Source organism: Rhodanobacteraceae bacterium, assembly GCA_016713135.1.
Taxonomy (GTDB): Bacteria; Pseudomonadota; Gammaproteobacteria; order Xanthomonadales; family SZUA-5; genus JADKFD01.
The window spans coordinates 45,814-61,428 of the sequence record JADJPR010000010.1 but is presented as its reverse complement, the minus strand read 5'-3'; the positions used below and the strand labels follow the sequence as shown (position 1 = coordinate 61,428).

Annotated in this window: 14 protein-coding genes; 5 read left to right on the top strand and 9 right to left on the bottom strand. The window is 69.0% G+C overall.

The annotated features are described in order from the left end of the window. Nucleotides 1-418: 418 nt before the first annotated feature. Nucleotides 419-2,797 carry a penicillin-binding protein 1C gene (gene pbpC / locus IPK27_10325; GenBank protein MBK8067998.1) on the bottom strand — a complete coding sequence of 793 codons (2,379 nt, stop codon included), beginning with the start codon at nucleotides 2,795-2,797 and terminating at the stop codon, nucleotides 419-421. A 192-nt stretch (nucleotides 2,798-2,989) separates the two neighbouring features. Continuing rightward, the gene (locus tag IPK27_10320) at nucleotides 2,990-3,925 is read right to left on the bottom strand and encodes a glycerophosphodiester phosphodiesterase (protein ID MBK8067997.1); all 936 of its coding nucleotides are present in this window, start codon (nucleotides 3,923-3,925) and stop codon (nucleotides 2,990-2,992) included. Nucleotides 3,926-4,100: 175 nt separating this feature from the next. Between IPK27_10320 and IPK27_10315 the strand changes: the two genes are divergently transcribed. Both IPK27_10315 and IPK27_10310 read left to right on the top strand, forming a co-directional pair. Further along, entirely contained in the window at nucleotides 4,101-6,395 is a 2,295-nt protein-coding gene (locus IPK27_10315) for an RTX toxin (protein ID MBK8067996.1), read from the top strand. Between the two features lie 71 nt (nucleotides 6,396-6,466). Beyond that, on the top strand, nucleotides 6,467-7,360 hold the full coding sequence (locus IPK27_10310; GenBank protein MBK8067995.1) for a hypothetical protein: 894 nt from the start codon (nucleotides 6,467-6,469) through the stop codon (nucleotides 7,358-7,360). Nucleotides 7,361-7,372: 12 nt separating this feature from the next. Here IPK27_10310 and IPK27_10305 read toward each other — a convergent pair whose 3' ends face one another. The 5 genes from IPK27_10305 to IPK27_10285 all read right to left on the bottom strand — a co-directional run bounded on the left by IPK27_10305 (nucleotide 7,373) and on the right by IPK27_10285 (nucleotide 10,037). Further along, complete coding sequence (locus tag IPK27_10305) at nucleotides 7,373-7,837, bottom strand: GNAT family N-acetyltransferase (GenBank protein MBK8067994.1); 465 nt, start codon at nucleotides 7,835-7,837, stop codon at nucleotides 7,373-7,375. Between the two features lie 27 nt (nucleotides 7,838-7,864). After that, complete coding sequence (locus tag IPK27_10300) at nucleotides 7,865-8,194, bottom strand: hypothetical protein (protein MBK8067993.1); 330 nt, start codon at nucleotides 8,192-8,194, stop codon at nucleotides 7,865-7,867. Nucleotides 8,195-8,488: 294 nt separating this feature from the next. After that, nucleotides 8,489-8,932 (bottom strand): LuxR family transcriptional regulator, encoded by a 444-nt coding sequence (locus IPK27_10295; GenBank protein ID MBK8067992.1) that lies wholly within the window; start codon nucleotides 8,930-8,932, stop codon nucleotides 8,489-8,491. 101 nt (nucleotides 8,933-9,033) lie between these two features. Continuing rightward, complete coding sequence (locus IPK27_10290; protein ID MBK8067991.1) at nucleotides 9,034-9,597, bottom strand: GNAT family N-acetyltransferase; 564 nt, start codon at nucleotides 9,595-9,597, stop codon at nucleotides 9,034-9,036. A gap of 17 nt (nucleotides 9,598-9,614) precedes the next feature. Further along, nucleotides 9,615-10,037: a DoxX family protein gene (locus IPK27_10285; protein MBK8067990.1), complete on the bottom strand. Its 423-nt coding sequence runs from the start codon at nucleotides 10,035-10,037 to the stop codon at nucleotides 9,615-9,617. Nucleotides 10,038-10,351: 314 nt separating this feature from the next. On the opposite strand from IPK27_10285, the gene IPK27_10280 reads away from it, so the two are divergent. Together IPK27_10280 and IPK27_10275 are read left to right on the top strand one after the other, a co-directional pair. Beyond that, on the top strand, nucleotides 10,352-11,644 hold the full coding sequence (locus IPK27_10280) for a hypothetical protein (protein MBK8067989.1): 1,293 nt from the start codon (nucleotides 10,352-10,354) through the stop codon (nucleotides 11,642-11,644). Further along, entirely contained in the window at nucleotides 11,641-12,525 is an 885-nt protein-coding gene (locus IPK27_10275) for a hypothetical protein (protein MBK8067988.1), read from the top strand. The genes IPK27_10280 and IPK27_10275 overlap by 4 nt, the downstream gene beginning before the upstream one ends. Before the next feature lie 47 nt (nucleotides 12,526-12,572). Here the strand turns inward: IPK27_10275 and IPK27_10270 are convergent, their stop codons facing one another. Further along, nucleotides 12,573-13,025 (bottom strand): hypothetical protein, encoded by a 453-nt coding sequence (locus tag IPK27_10270; protein ID MBK8067987.1) that lies wholly within the window; start codon nucleotides 13,023-13,025, stop codon nucleotides 12,573-12,575. A gap of 202 nt (nucleotides 13,026-13,227) precedes the next feature. Between IPK27_10270 and IPK27_10265 the strand changes: the two genes are divergently transcribed. Beyond that, the gene (locus IPK27_10265) at nucleotides 13,228-14,988 is read left to right on the top strand and encodes a thioredoxin domain-containing protein (protein ID MBK8067986.1); all 1,761 of its coding nucleotides are present in this window, start codon (nucleotides 13,228-13,230) and stop codon (nucleotides 14,986-14,988) included. A 95-nt stretch (nucleotides 14,989-15,083) separates the two neighbouring features. On the opposite strand, the gene IPK27_10260 is transcribed toward IPK27_10265, so the two are convergent. Continuing rightward, complete coding sequence (locus IPK27_10260; protein MBK8067985.1) at nucleotides 15,084-15,440, bottom strand: hypothetical protein; 357 nt, start codon at nucleotides 15,438-15,440, stop codon at nucleotides 15,084-15,086. Nucleotides 15,441-15,615: the final 175 nt, after the last annotated feature.

The window sequence follows — 15,615 nt, the reverse complement described above, 5'->3', positions numbered from 1 at the left end:
TGGGTTGAGGGCGGTTAGCGGTTGTCGGTTGGTTGTTGGTTGTTGGTTGTTGGCAGCGAAGCTTGCACGCTGATGCACCTGTGAGAGTTCCGGTCGCCCCTGCCGGTGCGCGTGTTCGCGCATCGAACAGGAGGGCACGAGGGCACGAGGGCACGCAAGAGCCGGTTCTGTGCGAAGGAGCGCCTTTGCGTGCCCTCTTGCCCTCTTGCCCTCGTGCCCTCCGAATTGACACTGCACAATCAATGCCTTGCGACGTGTTCGCCGAGCGCCGACTCTGTCGGCGATCTTTCCAGCAGCCGCCAGCGCAGATCGCGGCTGAAGCCGCTCCCACGGGCTACCGACACACCAGCCTTTGCCAACAACCGACATCCGGCCGCGACCTGCCGTGACCTGAAGCGGCCGCCAACCACGCTGGACCTCAGCGCTCCACCACCACTTCCACCTCGCGCTCGGCGACGCGGCCATGATCGTCGACCACGCGCAGGGTGTGGCGGCCGGGGCGCGGCGGGGTCCAGGGCAGCGACTGGCCGGGTGCGGCCTCGCCGATGAAGCTTGACCCGGCGAACCAGTACAGCTTGTCCGCGTCGGCATCAGCGCTGGCCTGCAGCTCGATCTGGTTCTGGTCCGGGCGGCTCAGGCGCAATGCGTAGGCGGTGGCGCGCAGCGGCGACGAGATGGTCGGCGCGCTGCCCAGCCAGTGCTCCGCGCCTGCGCAGTCGGCGCCCTTGGGCGGCTTGCGCCGCGGGATGCCGGCCTGGGCGTAGACCTCGGCCAGGTCGCTCGGCCAGAACTCGTAGACCTCGGTGCGCACGCTGGCGGGGTCGCGCCGGCCGCAGACCGGCTGGCCGGTCGCGCGGTCGACCTGGATCGCGCGGTGGATGCGGCTCTGGCGGATCGGCGAGACGCCCGGGATGAACCAGGTGTCGCCGCGCTTGGGGCACCAGGCGTTCGGCAGATCGCCGGACGCGCGGCAGATCTCGACCCGCCGCAGGTTCAACGGCCAGCGCCGCGGCGGATCGGACAGGTCCTCATGCGCCGCGGCGAGCGCATCGACGATGCTGAAGAACAGCGGTGCGGCGGCGTCCACGCCGATCAGCGCCGGGTTGCCGCGGCCATCGAAATGGCCCATCCACACGACCAGCACGTAGGGCCCGACCAGCCCGGCACTCCAGGCATCGCGGAATCCCCAGCTGGTGCCGGTCTTCCACGGCACGCGCAGCGCATCGGTCTGCGCCAGGGTGCCGAAGTCCGGGCGCGGGTTCTGCGCGAGCATGTCGCGCACGATGAACGCGGCCTCGGCGCTGAGCAGCGGCTTGCCCTCAGGCGGCGCCGTGCCATCGATCCAGGCCAGCGGCTTCCACTGGCCATCGTTGCCGAGCAGCGCATACAGCTGGATCAGCTCCTCCATGGTCACCTCGCCGCCGCCCAGCACCAGCGCCAGCCCGTAGTGCTCGGCGCTGGCCATCCGCGCGATGCCCGCCTGGCGCAGGAAGTCGTACAGGCTGGGGCGCTTGAGCTGGGCCGCGACCAGCACGGCCGGGATATTGCGCGAGCGCACCAGCGCCTCGGTCGCGGTCACCGGCCCGAGGAAGCGCCCGTCGAAGTTCTCCGGCGTGAACGGGCCGAAGGCGCTTGGCACATCGCGCAGCACGGTCGCCGGGTGCAGCACACCCTGATCCAGCGCCAGACCGTAGATGAAGGGTTTCAGGGTCGACCCGGGCGAGCGCTTGCCGGCCGCGCCGTTCACCTGTCCGCCGATCTTCGGGTCGAAGTAGTCGGCCGACCCGACCAGCGCGCGCACCCCCATGTCCCGGGTGTCGACCAGCATCGCGACCGCATTGTCGAGGCCCTTGCTACGCCAGCGTGCGAGGTGGCTGGCGACGCGCTGTTCGACCAACCGCTGCAGCGACAGGTCCAGCGTGGTGACCAGCCGCGGCCCGGGCAGCGATCGCCGCCAGCGCTCGGCAAGCACGCGCTCGACATAATGCGGCGCGGCAAAGGGCAAGGCACTCGCCGGGCGCAGCCGCAAGGGCAGCGCCATCAGCGCATCGTCCGCCGCATCCGCCGCGCCGCGCTCGCGGAAGCGCTGGTACAGGCGGTCACGCGCCGCCGCCAGCGAAGGGCCGATCACCTGCCCTGCCCCGTCCGCGGCCGGCCGGCCGCGGCGCGCCGGCGCCTGCGGCAGCACCGCCAGGGTCAGTGCCTCGGGCAGCGTCAGCTCGCCGGCCGGCTTGTCGAAGTAGATCAGGCTGGCCGCACCCACGCCCTCGATGTTGCCGCCGTAGGGCGCGAGGTTGAGATAGGCCTCGAGGATCTCGTCCTTGGAATAGCGCGCCTCCAGCCACAGCGCGTGCCCGATCTGGCGCAGCTTGCCGGCGGGCGAACGCGTGTCCAGCCGGCCCAGCAACCGCGCCAGCTGCATCGTCAGGGTGGAGCCGCCGATGCGCGCCTCCCCCGACACATAGGTGCTCCACGCGCCGCGCACCAGGCTCAGCGGATTCACCCCCGGATGCCAGCGGAACCAGGCGTCCTCGTGCAGCAACACGGCCTCGACCAGCCGCGGCGAGATCTCGCCGAGCGGCAGCCACAGGCGGTAGCGATCGTCGCTGGCCAGGGTCAGCCGCAGCAGCTTCCCGTGGCGGTCCTGCACCGCCACCGACTGCGGCGCGTGGCTGGACAGCGCCGGGTGCGACAGCAGGCGCACCAACGCCAATGCGAGCAGCAGCGCACCGCCGGCGAGGGCGGTGAGGCGCAGCAGGCGGAGGAAAAGCGGTCGAAAACGAGGGCACGAGGGCATGAGGGCACGAGGGAACGAAAGAGCCAAGGCGCGCTCCGGATCAGCCTTCACTTGCCGTCTTGAAGCGACGGAGAAGCGCTAGAAAGTAGGCACCAGAGCGCGCGTCAGTCAGGGCCAGCCTCGAATCGGCTCTTGCGTGCCCTCGTGCCCTCGTGCCCTCGTGCCCTCGCATCCTCATGCCCTCATAGCAACTCAAGGACGCATCAACTCGATCCGGTCCGTCAGGATGCCATCAACGCCCAGCGCGCGCAGCGCCGGCAGGCGCGCGGGATCGTTCGTATAGATGTGCACGCTGCCGCCGCTGGCGCGCACGCGTTCGATGAAAGTGCCGGGCCAGCCCCACAACAGGTGCATCGAGGTCCAATCCGGCAGCGTCAGTCGCTGGCCGGCGCAACTTCCGGGCAGCGTTCCGGTCCAGCCGGTCTTTAGGTAATCGAACAAGCAGCGCTTGATCCCGTCGCGGCCGGGTATGGTGCACGCCTGCGCGCCGACTGCCTCTCGATAGGCCGCGTTCTGATCGATGGTGCCGGACAGGCAGGTGCGCCCAAGCGCACCCTCCTCCCGCAGCACCGCGATCAATGTGTCGGTTGTGGCTTGCGAGCGGTCTTTCTGGTCGAGCATGAAGCGCTGCTGCGGGAAGGCGCGCAGCACCTCGCGCAGGCTGGGCAGCAGTCCGACGCCCTGCCCGCGGAAGGGAAAGGTCCGGCCGCCGTCGGCGGTGTAGCCATGGCCGATGTCGAGCGCCTTGAGCTCGGCCAGCGTGTGCGTGCGCGTCTCGCCCGCGCCCTCGGTGCGGCATTCGACACGCCAGTCGTGGAACACCGCCACCTCGCCATCAACGGTGCGGTGCACATCGACCTCGATCATGTCCGCTCCCGCGGCGAAGGCCGCGTGCATCGACGGCAGGGTGTTCTCCAGGAAGGCATGCCGCGGCGGATCGATGCGCTCGGCGGTGCAGGTCTCGTTGGTCAGACCCTCGGAATGGAAGGTCTGGTGCACGCCACGGTGCGCGATCAGCTCGAAGGCAGTTGTCGGCGCAGCGCGGCGCAGCGGCAATTGCGCCAGGTAGACCAGCGCCAACGCTGCGGGAAAGATCCACAGCCAGCGCCAAGGGGATTTTCTGCGCATGTCGGGCGCCTTCAGGATTGGCCTGCAGATGCTGGCGGCCAAGTCCACCCGCCGGCAGGCAGGAACGGGCAATCGGCGAGCACAAGGTGGGTTTTCGCGGGCGCAGCGCTGTCATCACACGTTCTTGCCTCCCCGGAGTTAGGATTGTGTGTCGCCTTCGCACAGGATTCGCGGCGTGCACGCCAGAGACCGGTTTGCGCTGACTCCATGGATCCTTGCCGTCGTCGTCGGCGCCCCGCTCCAGGCCCAGGTGGGCGGCGCATGGCAACAGGTGGGGCCAGCACCCTCTCACGGCGGCCAGGTGGAGGGCATAACCAACCGTGAGGTCACCGGCGCGGTGAATGCCATCGCGGTCCATCCGAGCGACGCCAACATCCTCTATGTGGGTGCGGTGAATGGCGGCATCTGGCGCACCGCCAATGCCACCGCTGCGGCGCCGACCTGGACGCGCCTGACCGATGATCTGCGTTCGCTGTCGATCGGCGCGCTTGAGTTCGACCCGACCGACGCCAGCCGACAAACGCTGGTTGCTGGGGTAGCACGCACGTCGAGCAATGGCGGCATCGGTGGCGAGCGGATCGGCATGCTGCGCACCACCAACGGCGGATCCAGTTGGGCAGTCCTGAGCGGCGGGGTCCTGACCGGGCGCTCGGTCGTCGGCGTCGCCGGTCGTGGCACCACGCTGCTCGCGGCCACGGACCTGGGGATCTACCGGTCGACGGACAGCGGCGTTGGCTTCACCCTGATCTCGGGCGGCCCGACCACGGGCCTGCCCGCCGGGGCAATCTCGGACCTGGCGGCCGACCCAGGCAACAACGCCCGCTTCTATGCCGCGGTGACATCGACCAACCGCGGCATCTACCGCAGCACGGACACCGGCGCGACCTGGACCAAGGTTTCGGACACGGCGATCGACGCCGTGCTGAACAGCGGCACCGGCACGCGCCGCACCGAGATCGTGGTGGGTGCCAGCACGCAAGTCTTCGTCGTGATCGTGGGGTCCAACGGACGTCTTGCGGAGGTCTTCCGCTCGCCCGACGGCGCCACTGGCTGGACCGCGCTCGGCGTGCCGACCACCACCGAGGAAGGCGGCAGTGTGTTCGGCGCGCACCCGGGCGCCCAGGGCGCGACCCACCTGTCAGCCGCCGCAGACCCAACCAACAGCAACATCGTCTATGTCGGCGGCGATCGCCAACCGTATTTCGGCGAAGGCATCGGCTCCAGCAACTTCTTCCCCAACTCGATTGGCGCGAACGACTATTCGGGGCGATTGTTCCGTGGCGATGCGTCCCAGCCCGCAGGCAGCCGCTGGACGCCGCTGACGCACAACGGCACCGCGAACAACTCGGCGCCGCATGCCGACTCCCGCGACATGGCCTTCGACGCGGCTGGCAATCTGCTGGAGACGGATGACGGCGGGGTCTACAAGCGCATCAATCCGCGCCTGGCTAGCGGCTCGTGGGTCTCGCTCAATGGCGACCTGACCACCTCGGAGTACCACTCCATCGCTTACGACGCGGTATCCAACCGCACGCTCGGCGGCGCGCAGGACACCGGAACCACGGAGCAGCGCAACACGGCGACGCGAATCTTCGACAGCGTGTCCACCGGCGACGGCGGCCACGCGGCGGTAGAGGACCGCTCTTCGGCCACCACGTCCACCCGATACACCAGTTTCCAGGGTCTGCAGGTCCTGCGGCGACGGACGGTCAACGCCTCCAACGTGGTGACCGCCACCCAGTTCCCGGCGCTGACGGTGACATCGGGTCCTGCACTGAGTGCCCAGTTCTACACACCCATTGCCACCAACAACGCGGACGCCACGCGTCTGCTGATCGGCGCCGCCAATGGCATTTACGAATCCGCCAACCGCGGCGATACCGTAGTGCAGATCTCGACCTCCGTCATCAATCCCACACGCGATCCGGTGGTCTACGGCATCGCCGGCAATCCTGACTTCATCCTCGCGGGCAGCGGCTCCAACGTGATCAGGCGCACCACCTCGGGTGGCGCCGTCACCACCGTCGCCAGCCTCGCAGCCACGGTCGCCGATGTCGAAGTCGACCCGGACAATGCCGCCAACCTGTTCGGCCTCACGCCCACTAGCGTGCACTTCTCGAACAACAGCGGCACCACCTTTGGCAACGTTACCGGCAACCTGATCTCGGGATTCAACCCCGGGACTCTGCGGACCATGGCCTTCGTGCCCGGTGGCGACGACGCCCTGGTCGTGGCTGGCGACCGCGGCGTGTACGTCGCCTTCGCCAGCAGCGGGCACAGCAACTGGCAGCGGCTGGGCACCGGCTTGCCCAACGCAGTGGTGTTCGAGCTGGAGTACGACCGCACCGACGATGTCCTGGTCGCCGGCACCCACGGCCGCGGCGCTTGGCTGCTGTCGCCCGTGATTCCGGTCATCAACATTTTCCGCGACGGCTTCGAAACTCAACTGAACCCCGGGAGCTCGCCATGATGGAATCCATTGCAGCTCGTCGCGGCCTGATGGCGGTCCTTGCGTGTGGAGTGTCATTGGCTGAACCAGCCATGACCCAGGACGCCGGCACGCTCAGCCTGGCACCCGGCATCGTGGTCGACAGCAACCGCGAACTCGCCTTCGCCGTCGCGCCTGCGGGTCATGCGCAGGCGGTGGTACTGGCCGATGGCCGCACCCTCTGGTCCAGCAGCGAGCAGATGCTCCCGCTGGCCATCGTCGATGGCCGCCTGCTGGCGCTGTCCTCCACGCGACAACCTGGCCTGGGGATACTGCTCATCGTGGATCCGGCGAGCGGCAATGCGCTGGACCGCGTGGCCTTCGACCTGCCGGAAACGGTCAGCGCCGAGTTCATCCCCGGCCCGAATCGCAGTTTCACCGCTCAGGTCGCCGACGCCGGAGACGGCGTGCGCCTGCACTGGCGCCACGAGTCCTGGCCGCTGCGAGGCGCCGTCGTGCTGAACGAGGATGGCGGGACCGATCCGCGCCAGGTGGAATCCGGCGCCATCGACATCAGCTTCGGCGGCGACCGCGCCTATGCCACACCGCTGCGCGAGGCCGTTCCAGCGCCTGCGATCGCCAGCCCAGCCGCGAGCGCGCAGGAGCGCCTGCCGGGCGTCAGCGGTGAACAGTTCGCCGCAGCCGACCGTGGAGCCATCCTGGCATCGGTGGCCCTGGAAGGCCCCACTGCAGGGTATCGCTGGACCATCCACGACCGCCGCAGCGGCCGCGCGCTCGGCGCGCTCGAGTCCAGCTACGCGCTGGCGCCCTTCGTGGTCAACGGCGAGCGACTGGTCTATCGCGCCGAGGCCGAAGGGCGGCTCCAGGCGGACGGCAGTTGGATCAACCTGGAAACACGTGTGGTGGGCCATGACCTGCGCACCGGCCGCCCGCTGTGGTCGCTGGCGGTCCATCCGATGGTGTTTCGCGGCCCGATGCCGCCATGATCGCGCACGCCGCTATGCCAGGGACCGGCACATGAACACGTTGAACGCGCTGGCGGTGAAGGCGCCGAAAGCGCCACACCAGGCGAATCCGTTGCGCAGGTACAGCGCGTGCGCGGCGGCAAAGGCGGCGCCAGTGCCGGTTTCCAGGTACAGATCGCGATAGCCGCGCGCGATCGCCGTGCGGGTGATTTCGTCCAGGATGGCCTGACCCACACCGCGCCGCGCGAAAGCGGCGCGGGTGCGCATCGACTTGATCTCGCCGCTGTGCGCGTCCAATGCACGCAAGGCGCCACAACCGCACAACTGGCCCTCCAGCCAAGCGGTCCAGAAGCTGATGTCCGGACTGCGCAGGCCTGCCAGCGCCAGTGCGTGCACATGCCCGGCGGGCGTGCTCCCCTGCATGCCCGCCAGGTGCTCGGACACCAATGCCTGGACTTCCGGCGAACTCAGGTCATCCACCCGGATCAGGATGGCCATATCAGTCAGACCTCTGTGCCCGCAAGTTCAGATCCGCGTGCCGAACCAGGGCTGCGGCCCGTTGTTGTGCTGCTGGCTGGACCAGGCGCCGAAGAGTGTCTGGCCATCGGCGGAAATGAAGAACAGTGCCGAGCCCTCGTCGCCCGAGCTGTTCCGTTCGTCGATGGTTGCCCGCCACATGGCTCCGCCACCCTCCAGCGCGCCGAACATGCGCGCATCCTGTCCAGGCCGGGCATAGGCACCATCGAGGTTGTCGGGGCTGGCATCTTCGGTGATCGTCAGGACGATCGGCTCAGGGTTGGCGGGATCGTTGCCCGAGTAACGCGTGGTCTGCCATTGACCGACGAAAGACGGCATTGCGCACCTCCAGGTTGGACAGGTTCGGTGTTGCGGCGATGGGCTGATCGCCGGATGCAACGCAGATGATATGCGCAGCATCAGCTGCCCCACGATTTGGCAGCGACCTGCGCCTCGCGAAAGCGCTTGACCTTGCGCCAAGGGCAGGCCGCAAGCTGCGCACCGTCGGCCCTGACCACCCTTTTTGCCCATGCTCCTGATCGGCCGAATCGCGCGTCGCTCCGGCCTCAATGCCCGGCGCCAGGGTCATCAGGACGGGCGTGCCTGCCACACGGCGCAGCCCCGGGACAACCATCAGTCGACCCGCGTGAAATGATTGATCCGCATCATCGGCCGGCCGTCGTCGCCGAAATTGGACGCCGTTTCGATCATCGATTTGCCGTCCGGCGCCACCGTGTAGATTCGCGTTGAACCGGGCACATTCCCACGCGCCAGCGGCATGACCAGGACGTTGGGTGCCGGCATCGAGGCGGCGGCGGTGTCCGCTTCCAGGTTGCCCGCCACCGGACCCGGCACGCCATCGAGTGTCAGTTCGCTCTGCGCAAACAGCACCGCACCGGCGGCATCGATCACTTCGACCCGGGTAACCAGCCGGCCATCGTCGCCCAGCGCAAATCGGGCGCTGACCTGGCGCGGCCGCGCCTCCGGCGGCATCGGCAACTGGGTGACATCCACCTGCCAGGTGCCCAGCAGCGGCGAGTCCGCCAGGGAGGCACCCCATGCCGGCGGAACGACCATGCACGCGATGACCAGAAGGCTGCCGATGAGTCGTTTCATGCTGCGATCCTTGTCCAGGGGAAAACAGGAGTGCCTGCTGCCCGAAAGTATTGCCGACCGCATCAAGCCAGGCACGCCAACTGGATCCGGAACAGCAGGCCGGGCTTGCTCCCGAACTGCGCGGGCTTGATGAATTCGCGCACCAGGAATCCGCCACTCGCGATGATCACTTTCTGCGAGGCCAGGTTGTCCGGGTCGGTGGTCAGGTCGATGTGGGGCAAGCCTACCGCCCGCGCCTCTGGGAGCAACTGCTGCAGCGCCAGCGTGGCGTACCCGCGGCGGCGCTTCCATGGCACCACGCCATAGCCGACATGACCCAGGCAATGCGCAGGCAACTCCGCGGTCCCCGGCTGCCAGCGCAGCCCGATGGTGCCGCAGAACTCGCCATCCCAGAGCCAGCGCTGGAAGCCGGGCAGCCGTGGCACTTGCGAGCCATCCGGCAACTGGATGAACCGCCCGGCCACGGAGCGGTCATCCAGCCCGGCCAGGTACGCGGAAGGATCGGCCCGCAGGCTCTGCAGTTGCTCCGCCGCCGCCGCAGCACCGCGCAAGTCCATGGTCCAGCCCTGCTCCAGCGCCCGGATGTGGCTGGGCAAGTGTGCGTCCGCAGGGATGACCAGTCGCATCGGCGGCCTCCGGCGCGTCAGTCTTGCCGGCCGCCACGATGCTGCATCCCCACCAGCAACAGGCAGGCGATCAGCAATACGCTGTACTCCGCGCCGTTACGGCCCAGCCCGACGACGAACCAGCCGGCAGGCAGGTGCACCATGATGATGCCCACCAGGTAGATGGCCGAATACAACACGGACAGGGGGAACACGCGGATCCCGAGGGCAAACAATGGCGTGCCGATGATCTCGACGGCAGTGATCCCGGCCGCAATGTAGAAGCCACCGGGAATGCCCTGCCCGCTCAGCCAATCGCCAAAGGGCACCACGCCACCCACCACCAGACGCGCCCAGCCGTGAGCGGCGATGAAGCAGGCCAACAGGCAACGCAGCAACAGCCAGCTCCGCGCACTACGCTGGTCCAGCCGCGCGAGCGGACCCAGGATCGAGTAGCTCATGGGACGGGTCGGCAATGATCGGGCAGCAACTCTCGCCGCCGGCTGCCGCTTCGTCAATCCTGGCCGGCGCCATGCTCCCGCCTCGCCTCGCGCGCCAGGCGAACCTGCGTCACCCGCAAATCCGCGCACGCCATGATCGAATCTTCCGCCACAATCCGCGTGGATGGGAGACCTCAACTTTCGAGCATTCGATGACCAGACGATGGATAGGCGGCGCGTTCCTGATATTGGCGTGCAGTTCGGCAGGCGCGGCGGAGGTCAGGGTCCGTGCCCACGGCCTGGTCGCTGCCCCGGCGCGGCTCTGGGTGGCACCCTTGGCCAATCTCGACGACGTATCGCAGTGGCGACCGCTCGAAGGTCGTGCGCATCAGGGCGCGCGGCCGATGATCCCGCCGCCGGTGGACGAGTACACCGGCGACCTGCCGCCCGGGGACTACGCGCTTGCGGGCTATTCCAAGGCCGGCTTCGTGCTGCCCGGCACGCGCGACATTCCACTGCCGCTGCGCGCCGCCCGCGCCCAGGGCGAACACTTCACGGTGTCGCCAGAGGGCAACACTGACCTTGGCGAGCTGGAGGTCTACGCCGATGGATCGCTCGGGTTGATGCTCCGCGAGGGCCCGGACAACCCGGCCTGGAAGCTCGCGTCCAGCGACGCCCGGAATGATCCGGTGGTGGCCGCATTGCGCGCGCGCGTCCGGACGGCGAGCGTGAGCGAGACGCAAGATGGCGGCTGGATCGCGATCGCCTCGGGCAATCGGCTGGCTTATGCGGGCACGGATCAGCGCTGGCGGGTGTTCGATGTGCTCGCGGGAGGCCATCCCCAAGTGGCCAGCATGGCCGGCAGCGACGCGATCGCCGTCGGCGGCTACGGCCCGCAGCTGGAATGGCAAGCGCTGGACGGCGCGGCGACCCGGCTGTCCACCCAGGGACTGCCGGCAGGCGCGGTGGCGCTGCTGGCCTGCGATGCGCAGGCGCGCTGTGCCATCGCCATCCGCGCCCTCGACAACCGCAGCACGCTGGCCTGGACGGCGGACGCCCGGACGCAGCCCTGGACCGTGGCCGCCGAACTCCCCGGCGAGAGTTGCGGCTGGGCCGTCAGCGCGGACTGCTCGATGCCCGCGCAGTTTCATCGCATGGACGAGCGCGTGGTCGGCATCAGCGATGGCACGCGGATGGTCAGTCTCGACCTGGCCAACGGCACGCTGACCGAGCAGACGCTGGACGAGCACGGCCGCGGTTCGGTGTATCTGGACGGCAACCTGATCGTCGGCAAGCGCATCAGCCGCGATGGCGGCAAGACCTGGTCGCGCCGCGCGAAAGAGGACGACCGCGCGCAGATGGGCGCCGACGGCAAGCGCTATCTGTTCGAAGTGGACGCCGGGATCCGGTTTGCGCTGCCGGTCCTGCGGCGCCAGGACACGGCCGACGCGCGCTGGCAGGAGCATGCACCAGCACCGGCCTTCGGCCAGTACGTGGTCGGGCGGCACTCGCCGCGCCAGTACCTGGTCACCGCCGACAACCTGTGGCTATCCGTCGACGGCGGCCAGAACTGGCGCGCCGACAGCCCACTGATCGAGGCATTGACCGCACACCGGAGCCACCCATGAATGCATTGAAGATCGCGCTGATGTGGCTGGCACTCGCCCCGGCGCATGCCGCCGAAACCACCCAGGAGACGCCGGACACCGCGCAGCCGGCGATGGCCCTGATCGACAATTCGGCCACGCGCCTGCATGTCGCCCTGGACCTGACCGGAATGCTCGGCGTGGGCAACGGCCTGGTGGTGAACCTGATCATCGCCAACGACGAACAGGCGCGGGTCGACACCACCATCGACGCGCTCAATGCGCGGCTGCCAGAGGGACTGCTGATCCGGGCCGTGCGCAAGGGTCTGGCGGCAGCCGTGCAGGAACACGGCCTCGACCTGCGCCATGCCCTGCTGGTGCCGGAACCGCGCGCCGAGCTGCTGGCGAAGGTCAAGAACAGCGCGGAAATCGATCGCGCACTGCTGCTGCGCTTCGGCACCAACGTCCAGTCCGGCAACAGCTACCCGATTGCGATCACGCCGGACTTCAGGCAACTCCGGATCAGCCTCAACGTGGAACTTCTGGAGCGCCGCAACCGTGCCTTCCGGCGGATCTCCAAGCAGACCGTCAGCGTGCTCAGCGCCCCCGCCAGCGTGCACCTCGGCGCGCATGCGCAGGACGCCTGGGCCGCCAACGACGGCGCGCTGATGGCGCAGACGATCGAAGCCGCCGTGCGCCGCGCCTGCGCGCTCGCCCTGGCGCCGCCGCCAGTCACCGAGTCAGAAATCGCCGCCGATGAGTACGTCGACGTGATCACGGCGCTGGGCGGCGAGCGCTATCGAGGCCGCGTGGTCGATCGCCACGGCGACGAGTTGCTCATCGCGCGGCAAGGAGGCGATCTGCTGGTAGTTCCGGCGCTGCGGGTACTGCCGAAGTTGGCGGACGCTGCCGCAGCGGACTAGGCGGTCGGCAACTCGGTCCGTCGCGAACACCCCCCAGCCGGGCTGGATCAGGCCCCGCAGCCTGGCACCGGCAGATGATCCGGGCCCACACGGGTGGCGACGAACCGCGTGCCGTGGGTCAGCGATTTCACCGTGACCACCTCGTGGCTGACGGCTTCGATCAGGTAAACATCCTGGAAGTAGCCGTCGGCGGTGTCCACGGCGCGGCCGTCGACGGTCTCCGTGATCATCGTGTAGATCCCGTTGCTCATCGACCAGCGCCCGGTCTCGATGGTTGCGGGGACGATCTGGCATTCGCGTTCATAGAAGCTCTTGAACAGGAAGCTGCCATCCGCCCGCCGCTCGACCACCCAGTGGATTGGATCCGGACCGTTCTGCGGTTGGATGCCGCTGCCGTACCAGATCCCCACGACATCGCGCATGCGGATGCTGCTGGTGGTGGCACAGCCTCCCAGGGTCAGGGCAGCGAGCCCGCAGGCAGCCCACAAGCAGATCTTCATGACCATGTCCTTGCCGAGCATGCGGCTGACGCACAGGGATCAGTCCCTCTGCTGCCACTTTCTCCCGCGGCATGACCCTGCGTCAATTGCAGGACCCGGGCCGTTCCCGGGCACTACGCGCCGCCTGTGAACTGCATCCAATGCGTCGCCCGAGACGTATTCAGTCTGGCACCGCCGCCCGCGCCCGACCGTTCCCATCCGCATGCGCTCCCTCCTGCTCTTGCTGCTCCTGCTGCTCCTGATCCTTGCACCGCTGCGCGCGCCCGCCGCGGACAGCGCCGGCATCCCCTGGTTGCACGACGACCGCGCCGCCTTCGCCCAGGCCCGCGCGCAGCAGCGCTTCGTGCTGCTGTACCTGGAGGCGGTGTGGTGCCACTGGTGCCATGTGATGGACCAGCAGAGCTACGCGAACCCGGCGGTGCGCGCGCTGCTGGACGCGCACTACGTGACCCTGCGGATCGACCAGGACAGTCGCCCGGACCTGGCCAACCGCTACCGCGATTACGGCTGGCCGGCGACCATCGTGTTCGCCGCGGACGGCAGCGAGATCGTCAAGCGCCGCGGCTACATCGCGCCCGAGAACTTTGCGCGGCTGCTGCAGGCCATCGTGGACGACCCCACGCCCGAGCGCGGCGACCACCGCGACGAGGACGCCCCGCCGCCCCCCACCGGCGCGCTGCCCGAATCGCTGCGCGCCGAGTTGCAGCGCCGCCACGCCAGCAGCTACGACGAGCGCCTCGGCGGCCTCGACCACCGGCTCAAATTCGTCGAGCGCGACAGCGTCGAGTGGGCGCTGACGCTGGCGCAGCAGGGCGATACGCGCGAACGCGCCCGCGCCGAGCAGACGCTGGACGCCGCACTGGCCCTGCTCGATCCAGTCTGGGGCGGCTTCTACCAGTACTCCACCCAGGGCGACTGGCGCCACCCGCATTACGAGAAGCTGACCACGCTGCAGGGCGAGTACCTGCGGCTCTACGCGCTCGGCTGCGCGGCGCTGGGCCGGCCGCGCTTCTGCGCCGCCGCGCAGCAGGTGCGCGCCTATGCCAACGCCTTCCTGCGTGCGCCAGAGGGCGGCTACCGCGCCAGCCAGGACGCCGATGTGCGCCCCGGCGAGCACAGCGCCGAATACTTTGCCCTGGATGACGCCGGCCGCCGCGCGATCGGCGTGCCGCGGGTCGCGCCACAAGTCTATGCCCGCGAGACCGGCGCGATGATCGAGGCGCTGGCCACGCTGTCCGAAGTCACCGGCGACCGCGGCGCCCTCGCCGACGCGAAAGCCGCCGCCGACTGGGCGCTGCGCGAGCGCTGCAACCCCGATGCCAGCTACCGCCACGATGCGCGCGACCCCGGCGGCCCCTACCTCGGCGACAGCCTGCGCATGGCGCGCGCCCTGCTCGCGCTGTACCGCGCCGACGGCGAGCGCCGCTGGCTGGTCGAATCGCTGGCGACCACCCGGCGCATCGACGCCCTGTTCCGCACCCCTGCCGGCTTTGCCAGCGCCGTGCAGGGCGACGCGCCGATCGCCCCGCTGCCCACCATCGAGGAACAGATCTCGCTGGCCCGCCACGCCAACCTGCTGGCCCACTACACCGGCGATGCATCCCTGCGCGGCATCGCCGAACACGCCCTCGCCTGGCTCGCGCAGGAAGACGTCGCGTTGTCCGCTTTCACCGAAGCCGGCATCCTGCAAGCCGAGCACGAACTGGCCCGCGCCCCGCTGCACCTCACCGTGGTCGGTCCCAAGGACGATCCCCTCGCCCAGGCCTTGTACCGCGCCGTCCTCGCCCAAGCCGGCGCCTACAAGCGCGTCGACTGGTGGGATAAGCGCGAAGGCCCGCTCTCCAACCCGGACGTCAGCTACCCCACCCTGAAGCGCGCCGCGGCCTTTGTGTGCAACGAGCGGCAGTGCTCGGTGCCGATCCACACGCCGGCGGGGGTGGCGGAGTATCTGAAGGCGGAATAGGGAGCCGGATCCACTGGCCCGGATACCCCGCGTCGCTTCCGCAAACGCAGTTCCTGCGTTCCAGGCGAGCGATGGATTGCACCCGGTCTCAGCGATCAGCGCGGGCGCACGATCCACCGGGTGTTGCCCTGGTGGTCGCGGTCCAGGAATCGATGGTGGTCCTGATGCTCGATGGCATCGATGGCCGCCACCACCGATGCGCGCGTATCCGGATCGGGATGGGCCAGATTCTGCTTCAGCGCATCCAGCGCGCGCCGCTCGAGGGAGTACGCGAGGATGCCGAGGGCTTCCTCGCGCACCATCCGGGCGCGGTCGTGGATCAGGTCCAGGGCCAGATCGACCATGGCCGGGTACCCCCGCGCATGCGGCAGCAGGTAGAACAGCAGGGTCTTGCGCGCCTTCCATGAGCGGAGCGAACGGCAGGCCACGATCAGCAGCGGCAGCAGCGGCACCAGGCCATGGTGCTGCGTCAGCTCGCCGTGGGCGCGGTCGACCCTCGCCCCAGGTCTTCTGGTCGTAGGCTGCGACGATCGCTGCCACGTCCGGCAAGTACGCATTCATGCCGACGGGTGAGCCTGCGCCGGCCTTCCTTGCGGCGAATCGCCGGGTGCCCTCGCCCATCGAGAG

Coding starts and splice junctions, on each gene's coding strand:
- IPK27_10300 (MBK8067993.1), bottom strand. CDS start 8,194: ATGCCGTCTTTCGTCGGTCAATGGCAGACCACGCGTTACTCGGGCAAC.
- IPK27_10285 (MBK8067990.1), bottom strand. CDS start 10,037: ATGAGCTACTCGATCCTGGGTCCGCTCGCGCGGCTGGACCAGCGTAGT.
- IPK27_10290 (MBK8067991.1), bottom strand. CDS start 9,597: ATGCGACTGGTCATCCCTGCGGACGCACACTTGCCCAGCCACATCCGG.
- IPK27_10295 (MBK8067992.1), bottom strand. CDS start 8,932: ATGGTCGTTCCGCCGGCATGGGGTGCCTCCCTGGCGGACTCGCCGCTG.
- IPK27_10270 (MBK8067987.1), bottom strand. CDS start 13,025: ATGAAGATCTGCTTGTGGGCTGCCTGCGGGCTCGCTGCCCTGACCCTG.
- IPK27_10265 (MBK8067986.1), top strand. CDS start 13,228: ATGCGCTCCCTCCTGCTCTTGCTGCTCCTGCTGCTCCTGATCCTTGCA.
- pbpC (MBK8067998.1), bottom strand. CDS start 2,797: ATGCCCTCGTGCCCTCGTTTTCGACCGCTTTTCCTCCGCCTGCTGCGC.
- IPK27_10275 (MBK8067988.1), top strand. CDS start 11,641: ATGAATGCATTGAAGATCGCGCTGATGTGGCTGGCACTCGCCCCGGCG.
- IPK27_10305 (MBK8067994.1), bottom strand. CDS start 7,837: ATGGCCATCCTGATCCGGGTGGATGACCTGAGTTCGCCGGAAGTCCAG.
- IPK27_10320 (MBK8067997.1), bottom strand. CDS start 3,925: ATGCGCAGAAAATCCCCTTGGCGCTGGCTGTGGATCTTTCCCGCAGCG.
- IPK27_10310 (MBK8067995.1), top strand. CDS start 6,467: ATGACCCAGGACGCCGGCACGCTCAGCCTGGCACCCGGCATCGTGGTC.